At 70.3% G+C, this 17,019-nt stretch carries 15 protein-coding genes and 2 pseudogenes; 7 read left to right on the forward strand and 10 right to left on the reverse strand.

The genetic code is table 11. The features are described 5' to 3' along the window. Positions 1–4: 4 nt before the first annotated feature. Complete coding sequence (locus tag ABZ826_RS08605; protein WP_361444246.1) at positions 5–1,372, reverse strand: glutamine synthetase family protein; 1,368 nt, start codon at positions 1,370–1,372, stop codon at positions 5–7. A gap of 67 nt (positions 1,373–1,439) precedes the next feature. Between ABZ826_RS08605 and ABZ826_RS08610 the strand changes: the two genes are divergently transcribed. Both ABZ826_RS08610 and ABZ826_RS08615 read left to right on the forward strand, forming a co-directional pair. Further along, complete coding sequence (locus ABZ826_RS08610) at positions 1,440–2,177, forward strand: FCD domain-containing protein (protein WP_361444249.1); 738 nt, start codon at positions 1,440–1,442, stop codon at positions 2,175–2,177. A gap of 137 nt (positions 2,178–2,314) precedes the next feature. Then, positions 2,315–3,067, forward strand: a complete 753-nt coding sequence (locus tag ABZ826_RS08615) for a gamma-glutamyl-gamma-aminobutyrate hydrolase family protein (protein WP_361444252.1) — start codon at positions 2,315–2,317, stop codon at positions 3,065–3,067. Positions 3,068–3,112: 45 nt separating this feature from the next. Here the strand turns inward: ABZ826_RS08615 and ABZ826_RS08620 are convergent, their stop codons facing one another. Beyond that, the gene (locus ABZ826_RS08620; protein WP_361444255.1) at positions 3,113–4,036 is read right to left on the reverse strand and encodes a LysR family transcriptional regulator; all 924 of its coding nucleotides are present in this window, start codon (positions 4,034–4,036) and stop codon (positions 3,113–3,115) included. Positions 4,037–4,106: 70 nt separating this feature from the next. Between ABZ826_RS08620 and ABZ826_RS08625 the strand changes: the two genes are divergently transcribed. Then, positions 4,107–5,264, forward strand: coding sequence for a TDT family transporter (locus ABZ826_RS08625; protein ID WP_361444258.1), 1,158 nt, complete (start codon positions 4,107–4,109; stop codon positions 5,262–5,264). Here ABZ826_RS08625 and ABZ826_RS08630 read toward each other — a convergent pair. The 4 genes from ABZ826_RS08630 to ABZ826_RS08645 form a co-directional block, all read right to left on the reverse strand. Then, on the reverse strand, positions 5,203–5,910 hold the full coding sequence (locus ABZ826_RS08630; protein WP_361444261.1) for a helical backbone metal receptor: 708 nt from the start codon (positions 5,908–5,910) through the stop codon (positions 5,203–5,205). The genes ABZ826_RS08625 and ABZ826_RS08630 overlap by 62 nt on opposite strands. Before the next feature lie 16 nt (positions 5,911–5,926). Beyond that, entirely contained in the window at positions 5,927–6,472 is a 546-nt protein-coding gene (locus ABZ826_RS08635; RefSeq protein WP_361444264.1) for an XRE family transcriptional regulator, read from the reverse strand. Between the two features lie 149 nt (positions 6,473–6,621). After that, entirely contained in the window at positions 6,622–9,255 is a 2,634-nt protein-coding gene (locus tag ABZ826_RS08640; protein ID WP_361444267.1) for an ABC transporter permease/substrate binding protein, read from the reverse strand. Then, positions 9,248–10,312: a glycine betaine/L-proline ABC transporter ATP-binding protein gene (locus ABZ826_RS08645; protein WP_361444270.1), complete on the reverse strand. Its 1,065-nt coding sequence runs from the start codon at positions 10,310–10,312 to the stop codon at positions 9,248–9,250. The genes ABZ826_RS08640 and ABZ826_RS08645 overlap by 8 nt, the downstream gene beginning before the upstream one ends. 344 nt (positions 10,313–10,656) lie before the next feature. Between ABZ826_RS08645 and ABZ826_RS08650 the strand changes: the two genes are divergently transcribed. Continuing rightward, on the forward strand, positions 10,657–11,565 hold the full coding sequence (locus ABZ826_RS08650; RefSeq protein WP_361444397.1) for a 5'-3' exonuclease: 909 nt from the start codon (positions 10,657–10,659) through the stop codon (positions 11,563–11,565). Between the two features lie 46 nt (positions 11,566–11,611). Further along, positions 11,612–12,454 (forward strand): siderophore-interacting protein, encoded by an 843-nt coding sequence (locus tag ABZ826_RS08655; RefSeq protein WP_361444273.1) that lies wholly within the window; start codon positions 11,612–11,614, stop codon positions 12,452–12,454. 63 nt (positions 12,455–12,517) lie between these two features. Here the strand turns inward: ABZ826_RS08655 and ABZ826_RS08660 are convergent, their stop codons facing one another. After that, on the reverse strand, positions 12,518–13,192 hold the full coding sequence (locus tag ABZ826_RS08660) for a MerR family transcriptional regulator (RefSeq protein ID WP_361444276.1): 675 nt from the start codon (positions 13,190–13,192) through the stop codon (positions 12,518–12,520). Between the two features lie 91 nt (positions 13,193–13,283). Between ABZ826_RS08660 and ABZ826_RS08665 the strand changes: the two are divergent. Then, positions 13,284–13,850, forward strand: a pseudogene (locus ABZ826_RS08665) (hypothetical protein); the annotation flags it as partial. Further along, a pseudogene (locus ABZ826_RS08670) lies at positions 13,847–14,248 on the forward strand (ABA4-like family protein); the annotation flags it as partial. The pseudogenes ABZ826_RS08665 and ABZ826_RS08670, both read left to right, overlap by 4 nt. 76 nt (positions 14,249–14,324) lie before the next feature. On the opposite strand, the gene ABZ826_RS08675 reads toward ABZ826_RS08670, so the two are convergent. The 3 genes from ABZ826_RS08675 to ABZ826_RS08685 form a co-directional block, all read right to left on the reverse strand. After that, positions 14,325–15,104: an ABC transporter permease gene (locus ABZ826_RS08675; protein WP_361444279.1), complete on the reverse strand. Its 780-nt coding sequence runs from the start codon at positions 15,102–15,104 to the stop codon at positions 14,325–14,327. Further along, on the reverse strand, positions 15,101–16,114 hold the full coding sequence (locus tag ABZ826_RS08680) for an ATP-binding cassette domain-containing protein (RefSeq protein ID WP_361444282.1): 1,014 nt from the start codon (positions 16,112–16,114) through the stop codon (positions 15,101–15,103). The genes ABZ826_RS08675 and ABZ826_RS08680 overlap by 4 nt, the downstream gene beginning before the upstream one ends. A 214-nt stretch (positions 16,115–16,328) precedes the next feature. Next, positions 16,329–16,991 carry a PadR family transcriptional regulator gene (locus tag ABZ826_RS08685; protein ID WP_361444285.1) on the reverse strand — a complete coding sequence of 221 codons (663 nt, stop codon included), beginning with the start codon at positions 16,989–16,991 and terminating at the stop codon, positions 16,329–16,331. Positions 16,992–17,019: the final 28 nt, after the last annotated feature.

The raw sequence follows: 17,019 nt of genomic DNA on the forward strand, positions 1-17,019 counted from the left end.
TGCCTCACAGGCGTTCGAAGGAGCGGCGGAGCTCCCAGTCGGTCACTGCGGCGTCGAAGGCTTCGAGTTCGACGCGGGCCATGTTGCGGTAGTGCGCGACGACGTCGTCGCCGAAGGCTGCCGCGGCGATCTCGCTCCTCTCCCAGAGTTCGGCGGCCTCGCGCAGCGTGGTGGGGACGTGGTCGTATGCGGTGGTGTAGGCGTTGCTCCCGCACGGCTCGGGGAGTTCGAGTCCCTTCTCGATGCCGTGGATGCCCGCCGCGACCATGCCGGCGACGGCGAGGTACGGGTTGACGTCGCCGCCGGGCAGCCGGTTCTCGAAGCGCATCGAGCGGCCGTGGCCGACGACGCGCAGTGCGCAGGTGCGGTTGTCGTGGCCCCAGGCGACGGCGGTGGGGGCGAAGGAGCCCGGCTGGAAGCGTTTGTAGGAGTTGATGTTGGGTGCGTACAGGAGGGAGAAGTCGCGCAGGGCGGCCAGTTGTCCGGCGAGGAAGTGCCGCATCACCGGGGACATGCCGCCGTCCTCGCCCGCCATGGCGTTGTGCCCGGCCTCGTCGACGGGCTGGAGCGAGAGGTGGATGTGGCAGGAGTTGCCCTCGCGCTCGTTGAACTTGGCCATGAAGGTGAGCGCGACGCCCTCCTGGGCGGCGATCTCCTTGGCGCCGGTCTTGTAGACGGCGTGCTGGTCGCAGGTGACCAGGGCCTCGTCGTAACGGAACACGATCTCGTGCTGGCCGGGGTTGCACTCGCCCTTGGCGGACTCGACGGTGAGACCCGCGGTGGTCATGTCATTGCGGATGCGGCGCAGCAGCGGCTCGACGCGGCCGGTGCCGAGGACGGAGTAGTCGATGTTGTACTGGTTGGCCGGGGTCAGGTCGCGGTAGTTGCGGTCCCAGGCCTGCTCGTAGGTGTCCTTGAAGACGATGAATTCGAGTTCGGTGCCGACATGGGCCGTGTAGCCGAGCTCCGCCAGCCGTTCCAGCTGGCGGCGCAGGATCCGCCGGGGCGCGGCGGCGACGGGGGCGCCGTCCTCCTGGGTGAGGTCGGCCATGACCATGGCCGTGCCCTCGTTCCAGGGCGCCGGGCGCAGGGTGGAGAGGTCGGCGTGCATGGCGAAGTCTCCGTAGCCGCGGTCCCAGGAGGACATCGCGAATCCGTCGACGGTGTTCATGTCCGTGTCGACGGCGAGCAGGTAGTTGCATCCCTCGGTGCCGTGCTCCACGACCTCGTCGAGGAAGAAGCGGGCGGCGAACCGCTTGCCCTGCAGCCGTCCCTGCATGTCGGGGAAGGCCAGGACGACGGTGTCGATCTCACCGCTTGCGACGAGGGCGCGCAGCTCCTCGATCCCGAGCGGTGGGGTTCGGTCTGCCACGGGATACTCCTCCTTCGGTCAGCCGGAACGCTTAAGGTATGCGAGAGAACCATTAATTGTGAAGGGAATGCGGGACGTGGCCGAGGAAAGCGAGTTCACCGACCGCCCGATGCCCGTCCTGCGGCCCGTCCGGGCGGGGAACGGCTTCGAGGAGGCGCTGGAGCAGATCCTCCAGGTGGTCAGGCTCGGGCTGGTGCCCGGCGGCGGGCGGCTGCCGGCCGAGCGCGAGCTGGCCGAGCTGCTGGGGATCAGCCGGGTCACGCTGCGCGAGGTGCTGAAGGTCCTGCAGGACCAGGGCCTGGTGGAGAGCAGGCGGGGGCGGTACGGCGGGACGTTCGTGCTGCCCCGCACCGGCAGTCCGGGCGAGGACGAGCTGCGCCGGAAGGTGGAGTCCGTCGACATCGAGGACGTGCTGCGCTTCCGCGAGGTGCTGGACGCCGGGGCCGCCGGGCTGTGCGCCGCACAGGGGCTGACGGACGAGGGCGCGGACCGGCTGCGTACGGCTCTGACGGCGACTCACGAAGCACCTCTGCCCGAGTACCGCAGGCTCGACACCCTGTTCCATCTCACCCTGGCCGAACTCTCCGGTTCCGGGACGCTGACGGCGCAGTACGCGGCCGTCCGGGCCACGCTCAACGACCTGCTGGACTGCATACCGCTGCTCGTGCGGAACCTGGAGCATTCACAGCATCAGCACACGAGTCTGGTCGAGGCGGTTCTCGACGGGGACGCGGAGGCGGCACGTGCGGTGATGCGCGAGCACTGCGCGGGCACGGCCGCGTTGCTGCGCGGATTCCTGACCTGAGCCGCGGCACGGTACTACACCGATTCCACCGCCGCCGATTCCGTACAGCCCCCCGGAAACGTAAAGGTATTCTCTGCCACCATTGACATCATGGAACCGAGTCCGCCCGCACAGGCGGCCGACCGGAGGGACATCCCGTGTCCGAACCTCTCATCGGCGTCTCCACCTATCTGGAGCCGGTGGCCCGCTGGGGTGTCTGGGAGCTGCCCGCCGCCCTCCTCCCGGCCGCCTACCCGCGCATGGTCCAGCGGTCCGGCGGCCTCGCCGCGCTGCTCCCCCCGGACGCCCCCGGCCGGGCGGCGGCCGCGGTGGCCCGGCTGGACGGTCTCGTGATCGCGGGCGGCGCCGACGTGGAACCGGAACGGTACGGCGCGGAGCGCGACTTCCGGACCGGCCCGCCGGCGCGGGAGCGCGACGTCTGGGAGCTGGCCCTGATCAGGGCCGCGCTGGAGTCCGGCACACCGGTGCTCGGCATCTGCCGCGGTATGCAGCTGCTCAATGTGGCGCTCGGCGGCACCCTGACCCAGCACCTCGACGGCCACGCCGGCCCACTGGGCGCGACCGGGGTCCTCGGCACCCACCCCGTGACCCCCGTACCGGACACCCGCTACGCGTCGATCGCGCCCGAGGAGACCGACGTCCCCACCTATCACCACCAGTGTGTGGAGCGGCTCGCGCCGGGGCTGGTGGCTTCCGCGCACGCGACGGACGGCACGATCGAGGCGGTCGAACTGCCGGGAGCGCAGTGGGTGCTCGGGGTGCAGTGGCATCCGGAGATGGGCGACGACCCACGGCTGACGCAGGCGCTGGTGACGGCCTCCACGACCCGGCCGGTCCAGGCCCGTACGCCGTTCGCGGACCTCACGTCACCGCGGACGGCGGGGGCCTGAGAACGCGCGGCCGCAGGGCCCGTCGTCAGCCCCTCGTCCGGACCGCTACAGGTCGCGGCCCGTGAGCGACAGCAGATCCCGGGCCGGGCCGGTCGGGCGGTGGCCCGAGGGCCACACCGCGCGGAGCTGGCGGCGGAGCCGTACTCCGGCGATCGGGATCTTGACCAGCCGCCTGGCGGACAGCTCCTCGCCCAGCGCCAGTTCGCTCAGCACGCACGGTCCCGCGCCGCTCTCCGCCGCCCCCTTCACCGCGGTGGTCGAGGAGAGTTCGAGCAGGGGCTGGGCGAGGCCGCCGTGCACGGCCAGGGCCGCGTCGAGGACCTGACGGGTGCCGGAGCCGTGCTCGCGCAGGATCAGCGGGGTCGCGGCCAGTTCCTGCGGGGTCAGGGCGGTGCGACGGCGGGCCCACGGGTGCGACGGGGCCACCACCACGACGAGACGGTCGTGGGCGATGACCGTGCCGTCGAGCCCTTCCGGCACGGAGAGGCCCTCCACGAAACCGAGGTCGGCCTCACCGACGAGAAGCCGCCCCGCGACCGCCGCCGAATTTCCGGCCAGCAGCGAGACCGCGGTGTCCGGCCGTTCGGCACGCAGCGCTATCAGCCAGCCCGGCAGCAGGTATTCGGCGATGGTCATCGAGGCGGCGACCCGCAGCCGGGAATCCCGCCGGTCGCGCAGCGCCTGCGCTCCCGCGTCGAACGCCTCGGCCGCCTCGACGATCCTGCGCGCCCAGTCGGTGACCAGCGCGCCGGCGTCGGTGAGCCGGGAGCCGCGCGGTGAACGGTCCAGCAACGCCAGGCCGAGCTGCCGCTCCATCGACCGGATGCGGCTGCTGGCCGCGGGCTGGGTGACGCCGACGTCCCGTGCCGCGCGCCCCAGGCTCCCGTGCCGGGCGACGGCGAGGAGCAGCTCCAGCGCGCCGAGGTCGGGGACCCGGTGCGCCAGCGGAATGTGTTGTTCACCGGACATAAAGCCAGCTTATGACCTCATAGAGACGGGGTCCCTGGCGGGGCCGGGCCCGCGCGCCGAAAATCGTGGCATGGCCATCTTTCCGCAGACTCAGCAGTCCCCAGCCACGTATGCGCCCTCGCCCGCTCCACGGCTCCCGCACCTGCGGCACATCGGCCCCAACTGGTACGCGACCGTCATGGGCACCGCCATCGTCGCGAGCGCGGGTGCCACCTTGCCCGTGCACGTCCCGGGGCTCCGGGGTGTCTGCACGGTGGTGTGGGCGCTCGCGACGGTCATGCTCGTCGCCGTGCTCACGGCCCGTACCGGCCACTGGATCGCCCATCGCGACCAGGCCCGCACCCATCTGCTCGACCCGGCCGTCGCCCCGTTCTACGGCTGTCTCGCGATGGCGCTGCTGGCGGTCGGCGGCTCGACGATGGTGGTCGGCCGGGACGTCATCGGGCATCCGGCGGCCCTGGCGCTCGATGTCGTGCTGTACACGGCGGGCACGATCGTCGGGCTGGCCTCCGCTGTCGCGATTCCGTATCTGATGGTCGTGCGCCACCGGGTCGAGCCCGGCACCGCGTCACCGGTGTGGCTGCTGCCGGTGGTCGCGCCGATGGTCTCCGCGGCACTCGGCCCGCTGCTGGTGCCGGAGCTGCCCGCCGGGCAGTGGCGGGAGGCGATGCTGCTGGCCTGCTACGCGATGTTCGGGCTGAGCCTGCTGGCCACGCTGGTGATGCTGCCGCTCGTCTTCGCCCGCCTCGTCCACCAGGGCCCGCTGCCCCTCGCGCTGACGCCCACGCTGTTCCTGGTCCTCGGTCCGCTGGGGCAGTCGACGACCGCGGTCAATCAGCTCGCCGACGTGGCGCCGGGGGCGATCGGGGCGCCCTACGCCTCGGGCCTCGGGGTGTTCGCCGTGCTGTACGGGGTTCCGGTGATGGGTTTCGCGCTGCTGTGGCTGGCACTGGCCGTCGCGCTGGTGGTGCGGGCCGCACGGAACGGCATGACCTTCAGCATGACGTGGTGGGGCTTCACCTTTCCGGTCGGTACGTGTGTCACCGGCGCCGCGGGGCTGGCCCGGCACACCGGACTCACGGCGTACACCTGGCTGGCCGTCGCCCTGTACGTGCTGCTGGTGACGGCATGGGCGGTGGCCGGGCTCCGGACGTTGCGCGGACTGTTCAGCGGAGCGCTGCTCGCAGCGCCGAAGGCGCCTGCACCAGCGACGGCCCGTACCACGTGAGGAATCGCCCGTCGACGAGTACGGCGGGCAGTGCGGGAAACGCCTCGGGCCCGTCCTCCGCGGTGAAGCGGTACGGCTCGTCGGGCAGGACGACCAGATCGGCACCCGCCGTGTTGAGCGCGTCGAGCGGGATGCGGGGATAGCGCTCGGCGTGGTCCGCATAGACGTTCTCGACACCGAGCCTGGCCAGCAGGTCCCCGGCGAAGGTGTCACGGCCCAGCACCATCCAGGGCCTGCGCCAGACGGGCACGACCGCACGGCGCGGGGCACGGGGCGTCGGGAGCGCGGCCCAGGCGGCCTCGGCCTCGTCCAGCCAGCGCGGCCTGGCCTGTCCGCAGGCGGTGACCAGGACCCTTTCCAGTTCCTCGAAGGCCTGGTCCAGGGTGCGGACGCCGGTGACGAGCACCTCGATACCGGCGTCCCCGAGCGCCGCGAGATCGGACGCGCGGTTCTCCTCCTCATTGGCGACGACGAGATCGGGCCGGAGCGCCACGACGGCGGGCACGTCGGGGTTCTTGGTGCCACCGATCCGGGCGGCGGTCAGGCCCGGCGGGTGGGTGCACCAGTCGGTGACGCCGACCAGCAGGCCGGGGGCGGAGACGGCGACGGCCTCGGTGAGTGAGGGGACCAGGGAGACGACTCGCACGGCGACTGCTCCTCTCTCAGCGACGTGGCTCGAAAGTGGCGTCGATGTGCTCGGCGACCGCGACGACCAGCAGCCGCGTACCGGGCATCGTGGCCCGCCAGCGGTGCCGCACCCCGCCGGACAGGAACAGCGTGTCGCCCTCCTCCAGCCGGTGCGCCTGCCCCTCCGCCTCCACCTCCGCCGCACCCCGCACCACGTACATCACCTCGTCGTTGCGGTGCTGGAACTCGCGCCCGAGGTCGAGTTCGCCGGTGAACTCCAGGGCGCTGAGCTGATGGCGTCCGCGCACCACCCTGCGTACCCCGTCGCCCTCGCCCGCCCGTACGACGTCGACGGCGCGCGCCGAGTCCGCGGCGGCGCGCAGTCGTGCCGTGGTGGTCTCCAGGGCTTCGGCGACCCGGTCCAGGGACCGGGCGCTGGGCCTGGCCCGCTCGTTCTCGATCTGGCTGAGGAACGGCACGGACAGACCGCTGCGTCCGGCGACCGCGGCCAGGGTGAGCCCCAGGGATCTGCGCCGTCGGCGGACCGCGGCGCCCACGCGGAGTGCTTCCTTGTCGTCCATGTCCGGCTCCCTCCCGACTCGTCATCCTTCCGGCTGCGGGCACATTACGCACACGGTTGCGCAAGGTCGGCCGGTTCACGAGCGTCCGGACAGCCCGAAGGGGTGGGCCCGCCGACGGCGGCGCCCACCCCTTTCCGGTGCTCCAGGCCCTACTGCGGAGCCATCTTGTCCGCGATGCCCGGGTTCTTCCCCATCCAGGCCTTCACGGCTTCCTCCTCATGGCCCGTGCCGCGCTTCTGGATCTCGTTCTCCAGGCCGGCGAGCTGGTCCTCGCTCAGCTTGAAGTTCTTGAACCACTTCGTCAGCTGTGGGTACTGCTTCGGGAAGTTCTCGCTGGCGATGGTGTGCAGCCGGTCCCCGTCACCGAAGGCCTTCTTCGGGTCCTTCAGCTTGGTCATGCCGAACTCGTTGTACGCCCAGTGCGGCGTCCAGAGCAGCACCGCGATGGGCTCCTTCTTGGCGTACGCGCGCTTCAGCTCGGCGAGCATGCCGGGCGTCGAGGAGTCGACGACCTTGTACTCCTTGTCCAGGCCGTAGGCCGGCAGGACGTTCTTCTTGAGGTTCTCCATCGTGGCGGTGCCCGGCTCGATGCCGACGATCCGACCCGTGAACTGCGAGGACTTGCCCTTGAGGTCGGCGAGCGACGTGACGTCCTTGACGTAGTCGGGCACCGCGATCTCGATCGACGTCGGGCCGTACCAGGAACCGATGTCGGTCAGCCGGGAGCCGTACTTCTCCCAGTAGTTCTTCTGGGTGTACGGGAGCCAGCCGTCGAACTGCACATCGATCTGGCCGCGGGACATCGCGGTGTACATCGGGCCGACCTCGAACTGCTTGAGGTTGATCTTGTAGCCGCGCTCCTCCAGGACCGCCTTCCACAGATACGTGGCGGCGATGTCCTCCTCCCAGGGGAACCATGCCATCTCGACGGCACGGTCGCGCTCGTCCTTGCCGTTCGCGCTCTTGGACGTACCGGCCTTGGCGACGGGGGTCCACTTGTCGGCGACGCCCGGGTTGGCCTTCAGCCAGGTGCGGACGGCCTCCTGCTCCTTGCCGGAGCCGGCCTTCTGGATCTCCGCTTCCAGGCTGGTGAGCTGGTCCTCGCTCATCTTGAAGTTCTTGAGCCAGGTGCCGACCTCGGGGTTGTCGGCCGAGAAGCCCTTGCGGGCCAGGGTGTGGATGCCGTCGCCCTTGCCCCAGAGATTCTTGGGGTCCTTGAGCTTCGTCAGTTCGAACTGGTTGTACGCCCAGTGCGGCGACCAGAGCGGGACGACGATCGGTTCCTTCTTGGCGTAGGCGCGCTTCAGCTCGGCCAGCATCGACGGCGTGGAGCCGTCGACGACCTTGTACTCCTTGTCCAGCCCGTAACCCGGCAGGATCTTGTCCTTCAGCAGGCCCATCTCACCGGCGCTCGGCTCGATGCCCACGATCCGGCCCTTGAACTGCGAGGCCTTGCCCTTGAGGTCGTCCAGCGACCGGACGTCCTTCATGTACGAGGGGACAGCCAGCTCCAGCGAGGTGGGGCCGTACCAGGAGCCCATGTCCTCCAGGCGGTCGTGGTACTTCTTCCAGTAGCTGGCGTGGGTGACCGGGAGCCACGAGTCGGTCTCGAAGTCGATCTGACCGTTGGCCATTCCGGTGTAGAGCGCACCGGCCTCGTACTGCTTGACGTCGACCTGGAAGCCGCGCCGCTCCAGCATCTCCTTCCACAGGAAGGTGGAGGCGATGCCCTCGTCCCACGGGATGTAGCCCATGCTGATCTTCTTGCCCGCGCCGATGTCCGAGGCACCGGCGGCGGTGGCCTTGTCCGAGCGGGAGGAGCCGAAGAGGCCCATGCCGCCCGCGACGAGTGCGAGGACGACGATGCCGACGACCGCGACGACGGGCTGCGGGCGGTGGTTCCAGATCTTCAGCCCGCCGGCCATCGCCTGCGCCCTGGCGAGCGCGCGCCGGGCGAGCGGGGAGACCTCGCGGCCGAGCGCACTGGTCATCCGGTCCAGGTACATCGCCACGATGACGATGGAGATGCCCGCCTCGAAGCCGAGGCCGACGTCGACATTGCCGATGGCGCGGTAGACGGCGCCGCCGAGGCCGCCGCCGCCGACCATGCCGGCGATGACCACCATGGACAGGCCCAGCATGATCACCTGGTTGATGCCCGCCATGAGCGTGGGCAGGGCCAGCGGCAGCTGCACCCGCAGCAGGGTGTTGCGCCGGGTGGTGCCGAACGCCTCGGCCGCCTCGACGAGATCTGCGTCGACCTGGCGGATGCCGAGCTCGGTCATCCGGACGCCCGGGGGCAGCGAGAAGATGATGGTGGCGATGATGCCGGGCACCACGCCCACCCCGAAGAAGATGACGCCGGGGATCAGATAGACCATGGCGGGCATGGTCTGCATGAAGTCCAGGACCGGCCGGATCACCGCGCTGACGGTCTTGGAGCGGGACGCCCAGATGCCCAGCGGCACGGCCAGCACCAGCGCGATGATGGTGGCGACGAGGACCAGCGTGAGCGTGTCCATCGCTTCGTCCCACAGCTCGACGGAGTCGATGACGGCGAAGCCGACGAAGGCGAGCACGCCCGCGAGCAGGCCGCGCAGCCACCAGGCGATGACGGCGACGATGCCCGCGAAGAGCAGCGGTGCGGGGGCGGAGAGCACGGCGGCTATGCCGTCGAACATGCCGCTGACGACGGAGCTGATCGCGTCGAACAGCCAGGACAGGTGGGTCTGCAGCCAGTTGACCGCGGAGTCGACCCAGTCACCCAGGTGGAGCCTAAACACTGGCCACCTTCTTCGCGGCGGTCGTGACGTCCTCGGGGACCTCCGTGGGGGTCATCGGCTCGCCGAGGACGGCGAGCAGCCGGGCCCGCGGTACGACGCCGACGAGCTTGCCCTCGGCATCGGTCACGGCGACCGCGACTCCGCTCTGCGAGCAGGGCGTGAAGAGCTCGATGATCGGCGTGGACTCGGTGACGGTGGCCGGGGCCGCCCTGAGGACGTCGTCGGCGGTCCGCATCTCCTCGCCGTCGTCCGTGCCGGTGCCCATGACGGTGTGCGGCTCCGCCATGATGGCGCCCGCGGTCAGCACCCGGGTGCGGTCGACGTCCTGGGTGAAGGAGGCGACGTAGTCGTTGGCCGGGGTGACGAGGATGTCCTCGGCGGTGCCGAGCTGGACGATCCGCCCGTCGCGCATCACGGCGATCCGGTCGCCGAGGCGCATGGCCTCGTTGAGGTCGTGGGTGATGAAGACGATGGTCTTCTTCAGGCGCTTCTGGAGTTCGAGCAGCTGGTCCTGCATGTCACGGCGGATCAGCGGGTCGAGCGCGCTGAAGGACTCGTCCATCAGCAGCAGGTCGGCGTCGGTGGCCAGGGCGCGGGCCAGGCCGACGCGCTGCTGCATGCCGCCGGACAGCTCGTCCGGCCAGGACTTCTCCCAGCCGGCCAGACCGGTCAGCTCCAGCGCCTCGGCGGCGCGCTTCTCGCGCTCGGCGCGCGGCACGCCCTGCACTTCGAGTCCGTACGCGGCGTTCTCCAGCACGCTCCGGTGGGGGAAGAGCGCGAAGTGCTGGAACACCATGCTGATCTTGGAGGACCGGACGTGGCGCAGTTCGGCGGGGCTCAGGGCGGTCAGGTCCTGGCCGTCGAACAGCACGCGTCCGGCTGTGGGATCCAGAAGTCCGTTGAGCATGCGCAGCAACGTGGACTTCCCGGACCCGGACAGACCCATCACGACGAAGATCTGTCCCGGGTCGACGGTGAACGAGGCGTCGATCACCGCTGCGGTCGTTCCGTCGGCGCGCAGCTCGTCGCGGTCGGCGCCGCTTTCGAGCTTCTGCACGGCTTGATCGGGTCGTCTGCCGAACACTTTGTACAAGTGCTCAGCTTGCAGCCTTGACACATACACCTCGCGCGTTGAACCGAAAACGGTCCGCCACCCCCTCCGGCAGACCGTGGAGCGGCACGGATTCGGTCCGCATGGCACGTGCATTAGTTGAAATTGCTACGTGATCCGCTCCGATTGCGCGCCTGCCCCCACTTACACGAGCCAAACACAAGAGTGACCCGAGTCACACACAAATGGCTCCCATCGGGCCGCGCCCCTCTTGACCTCGACGCCCGCCGGTGTGCGGGACGGCCGCTGTCGGTGGGGTGCGGCATCATCGGTGTGTGACGCGACGCCTGATGCTCCTCGACACCGCCTCCCTCTACTACCGCGCCTACTTCGGGGTTCCCGATTCGGTACGCGCTCCGGACGGGACTCCGGTCAACGCCGTGCGCGGGCTGCTCGACTTCATCGGGCGCCTGGTGCAGGACCACCGGCCGGACGAACTGGTCGCCTGCATGGACGCGGACTGGCGGCCGCACTGGCGGGTCGAGCTGATCCCCTCGTACAAGGCGCACCGGGTGGCGGTGGAGACGGCCGAGGGACAGCCCGACGAGGAGGAGACCCCCGACACCCTGGCCCCGCAGGTCCCGGTCATCGAGGCGGTGCTCGACGCGCTCGGCATCGCCCGCGTCGGCGTCGCCGGCTACGAGGCGGACGATGTGATCGGCACACTCGCCGGCCTGGCCACGGGCCCCGTGGACATCGTCACCGGCGACCGGGACCTCTATCAGCTGGTCGACGACGCCCGCGGGGTGCGGGTCCTCTACCCGCTGAAGGGCGTCGGCTCGCTCCAGCTGACCGACGAGGCCTGGCTGCGCGAGAAGTACAGGGTGGACGGTTCCGGCTACGCCGAACTGGCCCTGCTGCGCGGCGATCCGAGCGACGGCCTGCCGGGCGTCCCGGGCATCGGCGAGAAGACGGCGGCGAAGCTGCTGGACGCGTTCGGGGACCTGGCCGGGATCATGGCGGCGGTCGACGACCCGGCCGCCAAGCTGACACCCTCGCAGCGCAAGCGGCTCGACGGGGCCCGGGACTACGTGTCCGTCGCGCCGAAGGTGGTCCGCGTCGCCGGTGACGTACCCCTGCCCGAGTTCGACCCCGCGCTTCCCACCGAGCCACGCGATCCCGTCGCCCTCGAAGCCCTCGCGAAGCGGTGGGGACTGGGCGGTGCGCTGGAACGCCTTCGCTCCACACTGCGCGAATGAGGTGCTAGCTTAGGTAAGCCTAAGCAATCGGAACAGGGAGATCCTCGTGGCAGAACGACCGGCACGGCAGGCACCCAAGGCGCAGGGAGCCCGCGTTCTGCGCACCGAGCGGATCACCCCGCACATGGTGCGTGTCGTGCTCGGCGGTGACGGCCTCGCCGACTTCGGGCTGTCCGGGTTCACCGACCATTACGTCAAGCTCTGCTTCGCGCCCGAGGGCGCGGACTACGCGCACCCGTTCGACATGGCCCGCATCCGCGAGGAGCAGCCGCGCGAGCTGTGGCCGACCACCCGCACCTACACCGTGCGCTCCTGGGACCCGGTCGCCCGGGAGCTGGCGATCGACTTCGTGGTCCACGGCGACGTGGGTCTCGCCGGGCCCTGGGCGATGCGGGCGGCCCCGGGCGATCAGGTGACCTTCCTGGGCCCCGGCGGGGGCTACGGTCCGGACGCGTCGGCGGACTGGCACCTCCTGGCGGGCGACGAGAGCGCCCTGCCGGCCATCGCCGCGGCCCTGGAGCAGATGCCGGCGGGCACGGTGGTGCACGCGTTCGTCGAGGTGTCGGACGCGACCGAGGAGCAGAAGATCGTGACGCCCGACGGGGTCGCGGTGACCTGGCTGCACCGCGGGGAGCGCCCGGTCGGCGAGGCGCTGACGGCCGCGGTGAAGGAGCTGGAGTTCCCGGCGGGCGAGGTCCAGGCGTTCGTCCACGGCGAGGCGGGCTTCGTGAAGGAGATCCGCCGCCATCTGCGCGTGGACCGCCGGATCCCGCTCCCCCAGCTGTCGATCTCCGGCTACTGGCGGCTCGGCCAGAACGACGACGCCTGGCGCTCGGTCAAGCGCGAGTGGAACGCACAGGTGGAGCGCGAGCAGGAGAACGCGGCGTAACACCCGCTCACTCGCGTACGCCCCGGCCCCCGACCGGGGCGTACGTGTTCCCTGGGCGCCGACTCATCCACCGGCGGCACGCACCGCCGCTCCGTCGCCGCCCGGACCCCCCTCGCCGTCGTACGCGCGCGAGGACGCGTCCACGTGCGCGAGCCGTCGCAGCGCGCTGAACATCGCCTCCCCCAGCACCGTGCCGACGACCACGCTCTCCACCAGATCCTCGCGCGCCACCCGGCGCCCCACGTAGTCGAGGCCGGCCCGTGCGACCGGTTCGGCGGCGGCCGCGTAGTCGTCGAGCAGCTCGACGAACCCGCCGTGCCCGGCCCGCCGCAGCGCGACGATCACCCCGGCCAGGCACTCGCCGGCCGGACCGTGCGCCTCGGCCCGCCAGCCGCGCCGCTCCAGCAGTTCCGCCACCTCTTCGCGGGCGTCGTCCAGCTCGGGCCCCGGCTCGGCCCCCTGCAGCGGGGTGAGTCGCTTCGCCGCGACGCCCAGCACCTTGTGCACCGGCTGTTCCGGGTCCTCGACCGCCCGGAGCACATCGCCGATGGCCGCGAGCGAGAGCCCGCCGACATCCAGCAGGGCACGGATCAGTCGCAGTCTGCGCTCATGGCCGGAGTCGTAACTCGCCTGGTTCGGGCTGGTCAACTGCCCGGCGGGCAACAGCCCTTCACGTACATAGAACTTGATCGTCGGTACCGGAACCCCGGACCTGCGACTCAACTCGCCGATGCGCACCGCGTGTTCTTCCTTTCGCGCTTGCCAACCCCCGACCCATCATAGATAGTTCCACTATCGGATAGCAGGAAGTGCCACTATTCATAATGCCCGCATCGCCGACCGTGCCGCCGCCTGGGCGATCCGCTCGGGCGTGCTGCTCGCCCTGGTGGGTGCCGGCTTCGGCTTCCTGATGACGCGGCCCACGCCCGAGCAGCGGGCGGCCGGGAACCTGGATACCGCGGATGTGATCGGCGCGCATTCCGTCGGCGTACCGGACGGCGGCCCGTCGATGCCCCTCACCGGCTGGTCGACGACCGGCGGGGATCTGCGCATACCGCACTTCGTCGGCATGCACGCGCTCCAACTGCTGCCGCTCTTCCTGCTCGCACTGGTCGCCCTGGCCCGGCGCTTCCCCCTGCTGCGCGACCCGCGGGTCCGGCTGCGGTTGATGCTGGTCGCCTCCGGCGCGTACACGGCGGGCGTCGCGCTGGTCACCTGGCAGGCGCTGCGCGGTCAGCCGCTGATCCACCCGGACGGTGCGACGCTTGTCGCCGCGGCCCTGATCGTGGCGGCGACCGCCGTCTGCGGCTATGGGGCGCTGAGGTCAACTTCCGTACCACAGAAGGCCGATTCAGATTCAGCCTCCGATTCCGCCGACAAGGAGCTCGCGGCATGACCGGTGCACTCTTCGAGATCGCGTTCTTCCTGGCAGCCCCGTTCTGGCTGCTCATGATCCTCGCGCCGGACTGGCGCCCGACAGCGCGTATCGCCGCATCCCCGCTCACCGTCCTGCCGGTGCTTGCCCTCTATCTGGTCATGGCCGTACCCGTCTTACCCGAGCTCTGGGATGCGGTGCGCAGCCCCGACATCGACAGCTTCCGCGATCTGACGGCCCTGGCGAACGGGGCGGGGGCGATCTGGGCGCAGGTCATCGCCTGGGATCTACTGCTGGGCCAGTGGATGTTCCTGGAAGGACGCCGCCTGGGGATCTCTCCGCTGGTGATGGGGCCACTGCTGGTGCTGACGATCCTGCTGTCGCCGTTCGGGCTGCTGGTCTTTCTCGTGCTGCGGGCGGCGCTGCGGCCGAAGACCCGGTCCGGGAACGGAATCCCGGACCGGGCCGGCGTCTGTCGCCGCGATAGGGCTTGGGTCAGACGGACTTCTGGTACGAGCGGAAGGTGCGGGTCGACAGCCGGACCGCCACCACGGCGAGCGCCAGGAGGGCTCCCCCGCGGCTGAGCACCACACCCCATTCGGGCTCGGCGGTCAGCGCCGAACGGCCCGCGACCATCGCCCAGTTGACCGGATTGAAGTCGGCGATGTGCCGCATCCAGGACGGCATCTGGCTCGGGGCCATGAAGGAGGAGGAGAGGAAGGTCAGCGGCAGCAGCAGAAAGGTGTTGATGCCGATGATCGACTCACGCTCGCGGACCAGCATGCCCAGGGCGTTGGAGAGCGCGCCGAAGACCGTACCGAGCAGGATCGACGCCACGACCAGGATCAGCAGCCCGCCCGCGCCGCCCGGGTAGGTGGCCCCGGCGGCCCGGCCGAGCAGCACGATGACGACGGACTGCACGGCGGTGCTGATGCCGTTCTGCACGACATTGGCGTTCATCAGCGCGTTGCGGCTGACCGGGGTGGTCAGGAAGCGGTTGAGCGTGCCCCGCTCGATCTCCTCCAGGGTGCCCATGCCGGCCCACATGCTGGATCCGAGAGCGCTCATCACCACGATGCCCGGGATCAGGTAGTCCAGATAGGACGTGGTGCCGAAGCCGCCCAGTTCGACGACCTTCCTGAAGAGGTTGCCGAACAGGAACAGCCAGATCACCGGCTGGACCAGGGAGATCGCCAGGAAGACCGGCTGCCGGATGATCGCCATGAGCTGACGCTGAGTCATGTACCAGGTCTGGGCGAGAACTTGGCTGTTCATCGGGTGCCTCCTGCGGGGGTGAGGGCAGGGACCTGCCGGGCGTCTGCTGCTTCGGCCTCGGAGAAACGGCGTCCGGCGTAGCGCAGATAGACGTCGTCGAGGGAGGGGCGGGCCACGGTGGCGGCGGCGACCGCCGCCCCGGCCCGCTCCAGGGCGGCGAGCAGGACGGGGACCGCCGCGGCACCGTCCTCGGCACGGACGCTCACGCGTCGGCCGTCGACCAGCACCTCGTACACCCCGGGCAGTCCGGTGAGCGCGGCGTCGACCGCCCTCGTGTCGCCGTCCGCGCGCAGCTCCAGGTGGACGGCGTCGCCCCGGAGTTCACCCTTGAGGCCGTCGGGGGTCCCCTGGACGACGACCCGGCCGCGGTCGACGATCGCGATGCGTTCGGCGAGCCGGTCGGCCTCCTCCAGATAGTGCGTCGTGAGGACGATGGTCAGCCCCTCGTCGCCGGCCAGCCGGGAGATCTCGTCCCACATGGCCGTGCGGGCCTCGGGGTCGAGTCCGGTGGTGGGTTCGTCGAGGAAGAGCACCTCGGGGCGGTGGACCAGGCCGAGCGCCACGTCGAGGCGTCGCTGCATACCGCCGGAGTACCCCTTGACCTGGCGGTTCGCGGAGTCGGCGAGAACGAAGCGGTCCAGCAGTTCGTCAGCGCGGCGCTGGACGGCGGCGCCCCGCATTCCGTAGAGCCTGCCCTGGAGCAGGAGGTTCTCGCGGCCGGTGGCGACCGGGTCGGCGCCGGACTTCTGGGCGACGACTCCGATCGCGCGGCGGACCCGGTCGGGTTGGCGCAGCACGTCATGTCCGGCGACGCTCGCGGTGCCCGAGTCGGGACGGGCCAGGGTGGTGAGGATCTTGACGGTGGTGGACTTCCCGGCACCGTTGGGGCCGAGGAGTCCGAAGATCGTACCGGCATCGACGTCGAGGTCCATGCCGGCCAGTGCGGTGACCTCGCCCGGATAGGTTTTGATCAGGTGTCGCGCCGCCACTGCGGGCGCACGGGTGCTCATGACAGAGCTCTCCTGTGGTCAGCGGGGTGCTCGGGAGCACCGAGCACTCGGGCATGCCGAGCCGATCCGCGTGAAGAGCGCCGGGCTATCCTGGGTGTGCCGCACCTCGATCGCCCGGCTCGCCTTCACGGCGTGGCCGGTCCGGGGTTCGAGACCCCGGCGGTCGCTGCTCCAACAGCTTCCACCGGGGTCTTTCTCTTTCTTCGGTCCTGTGTCAGGCCTTCCGCTCCGGGTCCAGGACGATTTCCTGCTCGTCCAGGTCCTGCCAGTTCTGCGGGACTTCACCGGTTTCGTGGAAGGACTTCCACTCATCGATGCCACCGATCGTGCACTCGGTGAGTTCCGTGTGGAAGTTCTTGATCCACTCCAGCTGGGCGTCGATCATGTGGAGCTGGTACTCGGTCTCGACGACGAAGACGCGGGGCAGCTCCTCCCCCAGTTGACCCAGCACTCCCCGGAGCGCCGCGGCATGGACCGCCAGCGCCGCCTGTCTGGTCTCCATCAACTCCGCCACGTCCTTGGGCGGCAGCACCGGAAGAAGTGAGAGCGCCGTCTCGAAGACCGGATACTCGGCGGCCGGTACGGCGAGCAGATCGGAGAGCCAGTCGAGCATCTCCGCCCGCCCGGCCTCGGTGATCCCGTAGAGCGTGCGCTCGGGGCGGTTGCCCTGCCGTTGGACGCCCGCGACCTCGACGTAACCGTGCTTCTCCAGGTTCTGGACGACGGTGTACAGCGAGCCGAAATTGATCTTGACGCTGTGTTCCTTGCCGCGTCGGCGCAGCGTCTGGGCGATCTCGTACGGGTGCATGGAGCGCTCGGCGAGCAGCACCATGACCGTGAGCGCCAGTGGATTGCTGAGCTTGCGCCGCCTGGCCACCCGCCCCTCACCGCCCTTGACCTCGTCG

Origin of the sequence: Streptomyces sp. NPDC047515 (assembly GCF_040643055.1) — a bacterium.
Lineage (GTDB): Bacteria > Actinomycetota > Actinomycetes > Streptomycetales > Streptomycetaceae > Streptomyces.